The organism is Paenibacillus kribbensis (genome assembly GCF_001705305.1).
Classification (GTDB): Bacteria; Bacillota; Bacilli; order Paenibacillales; family Paenibacillaceae; genus Paenibacillus; species Paenibacillus kribbensis_B.
In genome coordinates, this window is the sequence record NZ_MCBP01000015.1 from 50,612 (window position 1) to 64,091 (window position 13,480).

The 13,480-nt window shown below is 40.5% G+C and carries 11 protein-coding genes and 3 pseudogenes; 12 read left to right on the plus strand and 2 right to left on the minus strand.

All coding sequences use genetic code 11. The features are described 5' to 3' along the window. The first annotated feature begins 1 nt into the window (after nt 1). From BAZ21_RS22350 to BAZ21_RS22375, 7 genes and pseudogenes are all read left to right on the plus strand, one after another. Complete coding sequence (locus BAZ21_RS22350; RefSeq protein WP_068505128.1) at nt 2–1,882, plus strand: UvrD-helicase domain-containing protein; 1,881 nt, start codon at nt 2–4, stop codon at nt 1,880–1,882. 61 nt (nt 1,883–1,943) lie between these two features. Beyond that, nucleotides 1,944–2,969: a DUF3298 and DUF4163 domain-containing protein gene (locus BAZ21_RS22355; protein ID WP_176718195.1), complete on the plus strand. Its 1,026-nt coding sequence runs from the start codon at nt 1,944–1,946 to the stop codon at nt 2,967–2,969. A 250-nt stretch (nt 2,970–3,219) separates the two neighbouring features. Continuing rightward, nucleotides 3,220–3,549 (plus strand): annotated as a pseudogene (locus tag BAZ21_RS28675) (metallophosphoesterase family protein); the annotation flags it as partial. 581 nt (nt 3,550–4,130) lie between these two features. Beyond that, the gene (locus BAZ21_RS22360; protein ID WP_068505130.1) at nt 4,131–4,601 is read left to right on the plus strand and encodes a copper amine oxidase N-terminal domain-containing protein; all 471 of its coding nucleotides are present in this window, start codon (nt 4,131–4,133) and stop codon (nt 4,599–4,601) included. Between the two features lie 14 nt (nt 4,602–4,615). Then, nucleotides 4,616–4,795 carry an IS66 family insertion sequence element accessory protein TnpA gene (tnpA, locus tag BAZ21_RS22365; RefSeq protein ID WP_068505131.1) on the plus strand — a complete coding sequence of 60 codons (180 nt, stop codon included), beginning with the start codon at nt 4,616–4,618 and terminating at the stop codon, nt 4,793–4,795. 106 nt (nt 4,796–4,901) lie between these two features. After that, nucleotides 4,902–5,141, plus strand: a pseudogene (locus tag BAZ21_RS22370) (IS3 family transposase); the annotation flags it as partial. A gap of 521 nt (nt 5,142–5,662) precedes the next feature. Beyond that, nucleotides 5,663–6,295: a GNAT family N-acetyltransferase gene (locus tag BAZ21_RS22375; RefSeq protein WP_068505133.1), complete on the plus strand. Its 633-nt coding sequence runs from the start codon at nt 5,663–5,665 to the stop codon at nt 6,293–6,295. Between the two features lie 22 nt (nt 6,296–6,317). On the opposite strand, the gene BAZ21_RS22380 is transcribed toward BAZ21_RS22375, so the two are convergent. Both BAZ21_RS22380 and BAZ21_RS22385 read right to left on the minus strand, forming a co-directional pair. Next, nucleotides 6,318–7,127 carry a MerR family transcriptional regulator gene (locus tag BAZ21_RS22380; protein ID WP_068505134.1) on the minus strand — a complete coding sequence of 270 codons (810 nt, stop codon included), beginning with the start codon at nt 7,125–7,127 and terminating at the stop codon, nt 6,318–6,320. A 40-nt stretch (nt 7,128–7,167) separates the two neighbouring features. Then, nucleotides 7,168–8,022, minus strand: coding sequence for a PocR ligand-binding domain-containing protein (locus BAZ21_RS22385; protein ID WP_068505135.1), 855 nt, complete (start codon nt 8,020–8,022; stop codon nt 7,168–7,170). A gap of 126 nt (nt 8,023–8,148) precedes the next feature. On the opposite strand from BAZ21_RS22385, the gene BAZ21_RS22390 reads away from it, so the two are divergent. From BAZ21_RS22390 to BAZ21_RS22410, 5 genes and pseudogenes are all read left to right on the plus strand, one after another. Then, entirely contained in the window at nt 8,149–9,651 is a 1,503-nt protein-coding gene (locus tag BAZ21_RS22390; RefSeq protein WP_068505136.1) for an FGGY-family carbohydrate kinase, read from the plus strand. A 3-nt stretch (nt 9,652–9,654) separates the two neighbouring features. Continuing rightward, the gene (locus tag BAZ21_RS22395) at nt 9,655–11,067 is read left to right on the plus strand and encodes an L-fucose/L-arabinose isomerase family protein (protein ID WP_068505137.1); all 1,413 of its coding nucleotides are present in this window, start codon (nt 9,655–9,657) and stop codon (nt 11,065–11,067) included. Between the two features lie 14 nt (nt 11,068–11,081). Next, nucleotides 11,082–12,101, plus strand: coding sequence for an aldose 1-epimerase family protein (locus BAZ21_RS22400; protein WP_218061435.1), 1,020 nt, complete (start codon nt 11,082–11,084; stop codon nt 12,099–12,101). Next, complete coding sequence (locus BAZ21_RS22405) at nt 12,086–12,928, plus strand: class II fructose-bisphosphate aldolase (RefSeq protein WP_068505139.1); 843 nt, start codon at nt 12,086–12,088, stop codon at nt 12,926–12,928. Before BAZ21_RS22400 ends, BAZ21_RS22405 begins: the two co-directional genes overlap by 16 nt. Before the next feature lie 230 nt (nt 12,929–13,158). Then, a pseudogene (locus tag BAZ21_RS22410) lies at nt 13,159–13,422 on the plus strand (RNA polymerase subunit sigma-70); the annotation flags it as partial. Nucleotides 13,423–13,480: the final 58 nt, after the last annotated feature.

The following is a 13,480-nucleotide window of genomic DNA, read 5'->3' on the forward strand; positions in this document are numbered from 1 at the left end:
TATGAAATACATCAACAAAGACACTTGGATGCCTTCAGATAATTTGATACTGGAACCAGCTGCATTAGATGCAGTGAAAAGTGAACAAAATGCTTTAGTTATAGCTGGGCCTGGAGCTGGGAAAACAGAATTACTTGCTCAAAGAGCAAGTTTCCTACTTGAGACGAATTCATGCAGGGGCTCTAAAAAAATTCTAGCCATAAGCTTTAAAAGGGATGCAGCCAAAAATCTTGCAGAAAGAGTGGAGAAGCGGTGTGGGGCAGAACTCTCGAGGCGTTTTAAATCGATGACATATGATGCATTTGCTAAAAGCCTTGTAGATCAGTTTTATATGGCCATCCCTGAAGCCTTTCGCCCAAACGCTTTTTATGAAATTGCAGTGACAGATCGTAATCAAAATGATATTAGAAGAGCGTATGACCTTGCCGGGTTTGAGCCTGGCGGAATGGACCGCAGAAATATTAATAGTTTTTTGGAAAGGGAGATTGCAAAGTATCCGTTGCCAATTCCTTCTGAAGTTGATTTCCCTACACAGGCTGCTTGGAATATATTATTGAAGGGGCAGTACATGGAATCTGCTAGGTTATCGTTTACAATGCTTACAAGATTAGCAGCGTATTTATTAGAGGTTAATCATACACTAAAAAAGTCTCTCCAGATGACCTATAGCCACGTCTTTTTGGATGAATTTCAAGATACAACAAGTATTCAGTATCATTTGGTTAAAACATGCTTTTTTAAATCTGATTGCGTTCTCACGGCGGTAGGCGATAAGAAGCAGAGGATCATGGTATGGGCTGGGGCAATGCAGGAGATATTCCCAACCTTTACGTCTGACTTCCATTCCCGAATTTATCGTTTAGTAATGAATCATCGCTCTGCCCCTAGGCTTGTAGAGATTCAAAAGATGTTTTTTTCTAGACTGGACGAGCCTATTTCTCTTATACAAACTAATTCCAAATGGCAATCTACTGACGGGGAGGCTTTTATTCATTTATTTGATAACCATGTTCAGGAAGCACAGATCATATCGGAAATCGTTCAAGGTTATATCTCTGATGGGAGTCATGAACCTAATGATATATGTATCCTTTTAAAGCGATCGGTTGATGATTATTCCGGTGAAATTATTACCGCTTTAAACAAACTTGGAATACAAGCCCGTAATGAGGTTATCTACCAGGATTTTCTTAAAGAAGATTTTATAATGTTATGTATTAATACTCTGATTTTGGCTGTGCGACGTGAAGCTGCTGCCTGGAGCTATTGTAAAAAAGTCTTGTTTGATCTTAGGATGGTAGACGATGATTCTGAGGATAACTATAAAACTCAACAAGAATTTGGCCAATTTTTAAACCTAATCAAATCCAATATAAAAGCTCTCGCAGATGTGAATGATTTAATGGTACTTGTTGATAAAGTTTCGGATTTTTACTCAATTGATGCTATAAAAGCATATTACCCGCAGTATTTGAGGTCCAATTACATTCAGGTATTAAAAAACAAACTTGTTGGATTTTTATGGGATGAATATAGTGCCTCATCAGGCTCAATGAATGTAGCAATCAATAATCTTCTTGGGAACGATACCGTTTCAATTATGACTATTCACAAGAGTAAGGGATTAGAATTCAAAACGGTTATCTTTCTTGGATTAGAGGATACTGCCTTTTTTAATTATGCGAACCAGAGGAGTGAAGATACTTCCGCTTTTTTTGTCGCTCTTACACGGGCAAAGAATATAGTTCATTTTACTTTTAGTTCAATAAGACCAATAGGAAGGAATCACAAACAAAAAAGAATTATCATCGACGACTTCTACCAAGCGCTATATGAATCGGGAACCGTAGAATTGATTGATCATACTAGTACTAATTATTAACTTACAGAAGGGATTGTTATCACTGAGTAGAATTTTTATTATCTTGTTAAGTTTGACGTTCTTGATTACACCGATCACGCCTATCAGCATTACAAATGCAGCCCAGGAAAATGTAGTAGAGACAAAAGTATATCCCTATAAAGATCAAAAATATGTTCAAATTACCGGTGGAGATCAGAATGTAAGAAATAAAATCAATAAAATCTTGAAAATCCATGCAGTGAATGCGGCACAGGAAAATGCAACTTTAAAAAAACAACAGAGCCACTATTATAGGACGTCTACAGTTGAAACAAAATATAATGCTAAGGAACTCCTTTCAGTTGTGTACAAAGATTCTTATTACAAAGGAGGAGTGCATGGCTATGAAGAAGCTACCACATACAATTTTGACTTAAAAACAGGCACACAACTGTTTTTAAACAATGTCGTCAAAACTAATAAACAAGCCTTTCACTTATTTGAAGGTATTGAATTTGCGCTCCAAGCGAATAAAAATGTTTTCGCTGAGAAGGCAAGAAATTTTCCTCTGATCAATAAATCAAACTTTTATTTTTATAATGAAGGAATAGGAGTAATCTTTAACCCATATGAGGTAGGTTCATATGTAGCGGGTTTTATTGAGGTGAAGGTTCCTTATTCCAAAATTCAATCTGAATCTGGAATGTTTCTCGATATAAATAAAAACTTTGCTGCTGAACTGCAACATGGCAAATTACCTGGCTTTAATAGTATAAGTTTCGGGCAGACAAAGGCTCAAGTAATGGAAACACTAAACGCAAGGAAGGGTGAATCTTATTATGAAATGGGAAGTCTTTTTTGGTACTTTGAAGAGCTGGACTATATTTCATTTCATTTTGGTGAAGGAGCCACGGATTCACTTAGCCATATTCAATTTAGTTCAAAGTCCTTTCCGATGAAAACATTTAGTGATGTGGAAAAGATATTAGGAAAGGGTGAAAAAACTGAGAGTTCAAATTATGACAAGGTAAAAATACTTTCATATGATTTTGGAGATGTGCACGTTGATTTTGAATCTAGCTTAGAAAATACAACTATTAGTGGTATTAACATTTGGAAAAAGTGAAATAGTAATAAGAAAAGAGTGATCACATTTTGATTGCTCTTTTCCTATATGAATAAGGGCTAACCAAATATATCTTGTGAGGGAGATATTGAGGTTGTCATTTAAATCGTCCGTTTTTAATGGGTTAATATCCCACATTGAATAACATAGTGGGATTTAATGGAAATAAATACTTGGTCAGGTATGATATTAATTAAAAATATTCCATAGCGCTGATTGGCATCTTGGAAAACTGGTGCAAGGAGTTTATATGACAGAGGAACAGAAATTTATTCTTGCTGAATTCATTAAAGAAATAGAAGTAGAAAGGCCCGATGCTATTGTTATCGCGGGTGATTTATATAATCGAGCAGTTCCTCCAACAGAAGCTGTGCAATTGCTAGATAGTGTGTTAGAAACCATTACTCTATAATTGAAAATTCCTGTATTAGCTATTTCGGGTAACCATGATAGTCCGAGCCGTCTTGATTTTGGCAGCAGTATTTTGAAAGCATCAGAATTACATATCGTAGGTGAATTTTCACATCCATTCGAACCAGTGATACTACATGACAAACATGGAGAAGTTCATTTTCAACTCAACCTTGTGTGTTCTAAACTTAATTGTGGCCGTATTAGAAGATGGGTTAAACGTAGGCTGTCCCCCCAACAAATCATTAATGGATCTCAAAGGCACCATAGCGAGTGTTCTGATCAATATAAGGTGCCTTAGACGAAAATCTCTATATCCTCCGGGGAACAAAATAGGCTATCGTCGTGGCGATATAAGGAACGTCCGTAGCAAGTAAAGTTGCTCCTCAGTATATAAGGCTTCTTCGTCAAATACCACGCCAAGGATACGGCATCCTTGATGTTAATCGGGGTTAGCACCGTGTTGGTCCGAACCTTTATTCCCGCCTCACCTAAGTAATCGAGGGATTGCAGTATTTTCTCCCCATAACCGGAAAGGTCCATAAGACGGTCAATGATATCCGTTTAAGAGCGTCAATACTAACTCCATTTTATACTGTCTATTCACTGAATCATAATTTTAATGGAGGCATCCAAGTAATGAAAAAGAGTCTGTTTGTATGTAACTTAATATTAAGTTTGGCAATGTTAACCACAAATGCAATGGCGGCTTGAAGTCAGAAAGATCTATCTTTAAATATTAATGGTAGCTTGGCGAACGGGCAAAATCCCATTGTCATTAAGAGTGTTACTTTAGTTCCTATACGTACAGTTTCTCTTATTCCGAATCTAAAAGTGGACTGGGACAATAAAATTAAGACGGTTACGGTTACCGATTCAGAAACGAAAAGTAAACTGAAACTAACCGTGGGTAGTAATAGTACCTATGTCAACGATAAGAAGGTTTCTGTCGGGGTAAATCCTACTGTTAAAGAAGGTGCTGTATATGTACCTTTTCGTTTTATAGGGGAAGCATTAAATGCAAAAGTACTGTGGAATCCTAATACCAAAACAGTTGTTATTTATAAGCCTAGTCAAACTCTACTCCAACGCTTTGCCAGCAATAAACTAGAAGAATCCAGAAACGCAGCTATCCAATTACCAAGGATTTCTCGTAAGCGTCAAAACCAGCCCACCTTTAACAGCCAAATCATCCATGAGAAAATGAAGGCAACTCATTAACAGGAGGTTGCCGGATGACCGACAGAGACAAACGTCGCCACGAATGGACAATTCGTGTGGCAGATTACAAAGCCAGCGGTCTCACCATGTCCACGTGGTGTACCGCAAATCACCGCTCGAAAGAATCATTAAAATATTGGCTCCGCAAATTGAAACAGGATTCCTCTTCATCATCTACGCATTCAACGAACTAGCTGCCGATCACCGTTGCCGATCCGCCCAGTGCTGCAATCGTCAACGCTTCGACCCTCGTCGTTCGGATCGGACAAGCAAGTATCGAGCTCCACCGAGCAAGGCTTCGAGATCAATCGCAAGCGTGTACGCCGTCTAATGCAGCTGATGGGCTTAGAAGCAATCTATCCGAAGCCAAACCTTAGCAAGCGTCTGCACGCCAAGTACACCCGTCCCTATCTGCTGCATGGGTTAACCATTGAACGCCCTAATCAGGTCTGGGGAATCGACATTACTTATATCCGGATGGGCAAAGGGTTCATGTACTTGTTCAACATCATCGGCTGGTACAGCCGCAAGGTCATTACAGCACTTTAATGAACCTGGACGAGAACGTTTAACTGATGAGAATATTAAACGAAGAACGTTAGTTCAATAAAACAGCGGCAGTCTAGGACTTTATTTTTCAGTCCGAAGCTGCCGCTGTTTGGCGATGATCTAAATGAGGGCATCCAATTTTGCTGGTGTTGATGGAGGCAACTTGAGAAACGTTTGCTCAGAAAAGCTTTTCTTCGTGGATATGAATGGTGAACTGGACTTTAACACGGCTAGGTGACTAAAATTCTTGTCAAAACTAAATGACAAGAACTTTAACCCATTCCCGACAGGTACCTGGAAAGGAGGGTTAAGGTTTGTCCTCAACGCGATGAAAGATTATATGAAAATCACATCTTTATTATACTAACGCGCGGCTTTCCTGAAATAAGAAAGCTATTTTATTCAATAAATGGTTAGTTAAAAAAGCGTTGCAAAAAAATACTTGACTCTCCTCATTAGGGGAGACATTAAACTCAATTTGTAAGCTAACTAATTTAAAGGAGGAAGTCAAAATGAACTTAGTTATTAGAGACATTAAAAAAGAGGATTTAGAGCATGTTAAATCAATTATTATAGATACTTGGAATGCAAAGGATTTTATAGAGGATGAAGGCATAATAAATGCAGCAGTTACAATGATGTTTATAAACCCAATATTAAATAAAAGTACTTTTGGAAGAGTAGCTACGTTAGATGGAGAAGTCATTGGTGTAATTTTTGGTTCAAGAGTTGGTGAGACAACATCTTATAGATTGCTACAAGAAGATTATACAAGTGAATTGCTACAACTCCTAAATCTAAATGACATAGAACGAAAAGTTTTTATTGAACTCACCTCCATGACTAATGAGGCATACAGCAAGTTAATTAGAGGAAAAGAAAATGAGTTTCAGGGTTGCTTAGAATTTTTTGCTGTTTCTGAAGAAGCTAGAGGAAAAAAAGTAGGGAAAAAATTATTCAATGAGCTCATCTCTTACTTAAGAGATACAAAAGCAACTAAAATTTATGTGTATACAGACACAATGAGTAGCTATGGATTCTATGACCATAATGAATTTGTCCGTCTTGATGAAGAACTAACGGTATTTAATCTACCTATCGGTAAACTCGAAAATACTAATTTTATTTATGAATACAAACTTTAAGCTAAAAGTCAGTCTATCTCATTTATGGGGTGGGCTTTAGACTAATTTGAAATTGGGAGAAATGATTATATTGATTAAAAACATCTGTCACTAAATAAAACATGTAAACCTTATTACACGCCAAACTGTTTTTCTCCAAATACTCTTTCACCAACTGAAATGTTTCAATTTCAGTATCTCCTGTACAATTAACAGTTAAATATTCTCCCTTGGGTAATTCAGATACAGTAGAGGTATCTTTAAGTAATCTATAATCATCTGATGTTATTAGACGAAATACATCGCTGATTTCCCAATTATTATAGTAATTTGAAAAAATCAATCCATACTGGAACGTATGGGTTGCAAATTCGCCTAATTTTTCATCTAATTTGTCGAATGACTTTATTTCATTAAGCTCTCCACCTTGTGTAGGTAAACTTAAAAAGTATCTGTTTTCAAATGTCTGAATATTAAATCCATTGTTCATAAGTTCATCTTCAGATGAATGAATAGCAGTCCTTAATATTTGTATTTGTTTATTAAGTTTCTCTAATTTCTTTATTTCTTTATGAATTTCTTCATTTTTCTGCTCTAAGTAAAGCTTAAGGTAATTAGTATCGGCTTTAGCAAATAAGGCTTTAATTTCTTTAACACTTACATTGCTTTGCTTACAAATTTTTATAATATCCAGATAGATGAATTGATTAATTGTGTAATAGCGATAACCGTTATCAGGATTAATGTATGTAGGTATTAACAAGCCAATATTATGATAATAACGTAAGGCTTTTATCGTAACATTTTTTAATCTAGAAACTTCCCCAATTGAAAAATACCTTTTGTTCTCCATAAATTCCTCCAATTAGTGTTATACAGGAGCTTTTATACGGTCAAGTCATTCTATACCTCAAAGCACTTTCTTTTCGATACGTCGTCGGAAGAACCCCCGTTTCCCGTTTAAACGCCTTTGTAAAATAATTATAGTCGGATATTCCGACTCGTTCCGCAATTTCGTAGACTGGCGCATCCGTATCACCCAACAGTTGCTTTGCCAAGTGAATCCGTGTACTACGAATATGCTCGGCGATACCCATACCGAAGCTTTGCTGCGATAGCTTATAAAGATGCGATTTACTGATCCCAAAGTGTTTGCAGAGAACGGGAACGGAAAGATTTTCTTTGATATTGACCGTGATATAATCGTCTATTTTTTGAGCTAGCGTATCCTTTTTCAAGATTAGTTTTCGTGAAAGGTAGAGGTAACTGGCGCTCATTTCCATCGTTTTCGCATAAGCGTCAATGATTTCCTTAGATATATATTTTTTGCGCAAAAAAGCTCTGTGCAGCTCGTTCATATCCAAGTTAAAAGCGCTTAATTCTTTGCTGATTTCAGACCATAATCGCTCGCGGTTTTCGGTTTGCAGGACCTGGCCAAACATGATATAGCCGATCACTAGATTGTCCGCTTTGATGGGAACCACCGTTTCCGTTAGCCCGGCATGACATTGATATGTATAAAGACTCTGTTCGTTTTTACAGCGAATACATGCTGCCTGGTCGCAACTGATACACTTCGCCTCTGCGCGGGGATCGCTGCGAATGAGATGGCAATAGGAGGAATGGTGAGTTGGATAGGCGGCTAGCTCATGGAATGAATCATCGAAGATGACGGTGCGTATTTTCGTCAACGTATAAAAATTACGCAGCAGTTCCTTTAAATCGGGTAGGTTAAACTGCAGACCCATTTCCTCGCCTCCGGAAGCAAAATGACTATTTTTCTGATCAATTGTTACTATGATCATACATTTTGCAAGTGATAAGATCAACATGTAATGAAATCAAAAATACTACTTATATGGAAGGTGAACCAAGTGGCAATAGCCGGAATCGATATCGGTACAACAGGCTGCAAGTGTACGGTATATGACCGGGAGGGACATTTCCTGAGTGAGGTATATCGGGAGTATAAGAACGGTATGACCGAAAATTATAGATTAGATCCATCGCTCGTCTGGGATAATACGAAAACCGTTTTACGAGAAGCTGCAAAAGGTGTCGAACCGATAACAGCAATCGGCGTCACTTCTTTTGGAGAAGCAGTTGTATTGCTGGACGGAAATGATAAACCGTTGACCTATTCTATGCTGTATACCGATCCAAGCGGAGGCGAGCAATGCGAGCGGCTAGTAAGGCACTTCGGAAAAGAGAATTTGTCGCAAATAACTGGATTAAATCCGAGTCCTATGTACAGCATTCCCAAGATCATGTATATCAAAGAGACTCAACCTGAGTTGTTCAAGCAATGCGAGAAAGTTTGTTTGTTTGGTGACTTTATCATTTATATGTTATGCGGAGTTCTGCAGATCGATTATTCGCTCGCGAGCAGAACGATGGCTTTTGATATCAACTTCCTGGAGTGGAGTGAGTCTATCTTAAAATTCGCAGGAATCGACAGTAATTTGTTACCGAATCCTGTTCAGATTGGAAGCAAAGCAGGGAAAATCCGGAAAGGAACAGCCTTGGAATTGGGGATATGGGAAGAGGCGGTCATTGTTTCCGGATGCCATGATCAGGTTGCAGCAGCGATCGGAACTGGCGTTTACAAAGCTGGAATGGCAGTGGACGGAACGGGGACCGTCGAGTGCATCACTCCGGTTTTTGGCCGAGATACTCATCGTGAACCGTTATACAGAGGAAGTTACGCCATCGTTCCGTTTCTGGATCGCCAGTTTGTGACCTATGCTTTTTCTTTTACAGGCGGGGCTTTACTGAAATGGTACCGTGACAAGTTGGCATTTGTGGAAACGGATACAATCCGGAAACTCGGAGCGAATCCTTATGATTTCTTCAACGGGCAAGTTGATGCTTCTAAACCGTCCGGACTGTTGGTTTTGCCTCATTTTGCCGGAGCGGCAACCCCTTATATGGACCCTGAGTCCAGAGGCGCCATTATCGGTTTAACCACCGAAACCACCCGTATGCAGATTTATCAGGCGCTAATGGAAGGAGTCACGTATGAGATGGCTTTGAATATGGAGCGTTTATCGGAAGCGGGGATCGAAATTCATATGATCCGGGCGACCGGCGGCGGGGCTGCATCCGATGTCTGGCTGCAAATGAAAGCGGATATTCTGAATAAACCTATTGTCTCCCTTAGGGCGACACAGTCGGGTACACTGGGGTGTATTATGCTAGCGGGACTGGCATGCGAATTGTACGAATCCATTGAAGAAGCAGAGCAAATTTTCGTTAAAGTCAACCGGACCTATACCCCAAACCCCGATAAACATGAACAATACAAAAAATGGCTGCAAAAATACAAAAAGTGTTATGACGCTGTCAAAACCGTGCTTAAAACGAAAGAGGAGGATTAAGCCATGTTGAAAATAAAGAAACTCACTTTCGCCCTTTATTTCGGGAACCGAGGTTTTATGCCGGAATCGCTGGCGCTTGAAGCAAGGAAGGAAGTATCCAAGGCGGTTACGGACGCCGGCTACGATTACATCATGATGGATGAAAAAGCCACAAGATACGGATCGGTGGAAACCAGGGAGGAAGGCAGGATTTACTCGAAATGGCTAAAGGAGCATGAAGGACAATATGATGGGGTCATCTTGTCCATGCCGAATTTTAGCGACGAAAACGGCGCAATTGCAGCCTTGGAGGAATCCGGAAAGCCGATCTTGATCCAGGCTTATCCGGATGAAATCGGCAAAATGGGCTTTGAATATCGAAGAGACGCTTTTTGCGGTAAATTAAGCATCGAAGATGTGTTTCATCAGTACCGGGTTCCTTTTACCACATTGCACCCGCATGTCGTTCATCCGTTCTCTCCACAATTTACGCAGAATCTGTGGGAATTTGCGGCGATTTGCCGAGTGGTTAACGGGATGCGAAAGTTCGCCATCGGCTGTTTTGGAGCTCGGACCACTGCATTCAAGACGGTTCGTTTTGATGAGATCGCGTTACAGAAATACGGTATTACGGTAGAGACCTTCGATTTGTCCGAATTAATTCATCGCGTGCAAAAAATGAAGGACGATAGACCGGAAGTATTAACCAAGCGGGAAACTTTTATTAACTACACGGATTGCAGCAACGTGCCGGATGACAAGCTGACCATTCTGGCCAAAATCAGCATAGTGCTCGACGATTATATTGCTGAGTACCAATTGCAGGCGTTGTCGATTCGATGCTGGACGGAGCTGCAGACGGTACTAGGCGTTGCGCCATGCGTGATCCTGAGTGAGTTGAATGATCGAGGGATCGTTGCTTCCTGCGAGATAGATATCTGTACCGCGATTAATATGTATTCAATGCAACTCGCTGCAGAAGAGCCGGCCGCTTGCCTCGATTGGAACAACAATTACGGCCATGATCCGGATAAAGTTATTTTGTTCCATTGCGGACCAGTAGCCCAAAGCTTAATGACTGGAAAAGGAACCGTAACCGACCATAAAATGTTCGCCAAAACGGCTCCTGGATGCGGTTGGGGAAGTAACGAAGGGCGAATCAAGGCGTTCCCGATGACCTATTCCAACTGTATTACGCAGGATGGGAAACTTACTTTCTATGTAGAAGAAGGCGAGTTCACTGAGGATGTCATCGAAGACGGATATTTCGGCTGTGCCGGTGTGGCCCATATCCCAGGCTTGCAGAGGAAGCTCATTACGCTCGGACGCAATGGCTTCCGCCATCATACTGCGGTTGGTGTAGGTCATTTGAAAACGGTATTGTATGAAGCCTTCAAGTATTATTTAGGGTATGAAATTCTTAATTTGGAGAAATAAGGGGTGAGTACCGTATGATCCATAAATATATCGGACATCCTTCCCAGGTTAGCGGAGTAGAGGAACACCGACTGGTTGGAGGAAAAGGCGACGGGATGCGTCTATTGGAGGTACGCAACGGACTAGGCCTTCATTTTATAGTATCGGTGGACAGGGGGGCGGATATTTCCAGGCTGTATTTTAAAGGAGATAACTATGCATACATTTCCCCGAGCGGCTACGTAGCGCCAGCCTATTATGATGACAAAGGCACAGGATTTTTAAAATCGTTTACTGCCGGATTTTTAACAACCTGTGGCTTAACGGCGGTTGGGGCTCCTTGTGAGGATAACGGTCAGGAGCTGCCCTTGCATGGAACGGTAAGCAACACGCCAGCGGAACAAGTCAACTATATGGAAAATGAAGACAACATCGTTATTCATGCCGTTGTCAACCAGATGCGCCTTTTTTCGGAGAAGCTGATGATGTTCCGTAAGATCACGTGTTCGAAACGGGATAACAAATTACAGATTGAAGACCGGATCGAAAATAAGGGTGGTCAGGTAACTCCACTGATGATTTTGTACCATATGAACATCGGATATCCTTTGCTGAGCGAGCATGCAGAATTGTTCGTTCCCTCCAGCCACATAACGGCAAGAAACAAACATTCGGAAAAAGATATCCTGACTTGGGATCAAATGTTGGAACCCCAGGACAATTTCGAAGAACAGTGTTATTACCATAAGTTCGAGCGTGAAAGAGGATTTGCTGGAATCTTTAACCCAGTGATTCATAAAGGTTTGGTTATTTCATTTGATGCTCGGTTCCTGGACTACTTCACTGTCTGGAAAATGCTTGGACATAGAGACTACGTGCTGGGACTGGAGCCTGGTAACTGCCATCCCGGCGGCAGAGATGTCATGCGTAGAGACGATACCTTAAAGTTTATCGGCCCGGGGGAAACGGTCACGTATCAAATCGAAATCGAAATGATTCAAAGTTATCAGGCCTGGAAAAGAATCAAGGAGGCAAAAATATGTTATTTTCATTGACCGAAGTATTGAAAATGGCGGAGGATAATAATTTCGCCGTCGGGGCTTTTAACACGCCTAATTTGGAAAGTATTCTGGCGGTGATTGAAACCGCGGAAATCATGGGCGTACCGGTGATCATCAGCCATGCCCAAATACATGAAAGCATTATGCCCATCGATAAAATCGGACCAGTTATGCTCCATTTTGCCAAAAGCGCTACGGTTCCCGTATGTGTCCATCTGGATCATGGCGAGACCCTTGATTATGTAGAAAAAGCTCTAAAACTGGGATTTACCTCCGTTATGTACGATGGATCTCTGCTGTCCTATGAGGAAAATGTGCGCAATACCGTTGAAACCGTCTGTATGGCCAAACAATACGGTGCAAGCGTAGAAGCAGAGATCGGCATTCTCGGTAGCAGGGAAACAGGAGGGAATGAACCTTCTCCATTAATGGAAAGTGTCTATACGGATCCGGATATGGCAGACCGATTTGTGAAAGAAACCGGCATCGACGCCTTGGCTGCGATCTTCGGAACCGCACACGGTTTCTACAAAGCAAAGCCCAAACTGGATTTTGACAGAATTGAAAAAATCAGATCCCTGGTTAATCTTCCCCTGGTGATGCATGGAGGTTCTGGAGTGAGTCCGGAAGATTATTTAACCTCTATCGACAAAGGCATACGGAAAATTAATTATTATTCTTACATGGCTAAGGCTGGGGTGCAGGGTGTAGAACAGATGTTGAATGAGAAGAAAGTAGACTTTTTCCACGATTTGTCCGCCCATGCAACAGAAGCCATGAAAGCTGATATTGAAAAAGCGATGAAAGTTTTCTATAGCTAAAAAAATTGATGTGAACACAGTACATTTTCGGTAGCGGAAATTTTACGCGTATATTAAAGACGCATATTAAGGGGCGACAGGTCGCCCCTTAAACATAATCTTCAATATATAACTACTTTCCTTTCGATATACCTTATCAAAAAAAGATCAGAGTAATCAACAATATTGACGGTAAGAATTCATCGTTTCGAGTCCATAACGTCAAAAAATTCGAGAACGTTTGCGAATGCACTAAATTGGCAACATTTGCAGCCAGATGTATTGAAAACGAGATCCTCATGCACTGCGTTCCCTCAAGAAAACCCGCAAGGACATCCTCCTGCAAGACTCTATTGGGACTGATAAAAAAAGGTCATGAAATAACACTGATAGATATCCTTGGCTCCAAGGATAATGATGTGATCAATACGGTGCAGTTCAAGATCGAGAAGAAAAAAACCTACTGCAACCTCGACATCCTGGATGACCTTAAAAAGGAACTTGCCATTGGGCGTTAATTAAGCTGTCTCAGTCGCTCAGTTGCGGTTTTTTTTAGTTACAATAAGTTTTTTA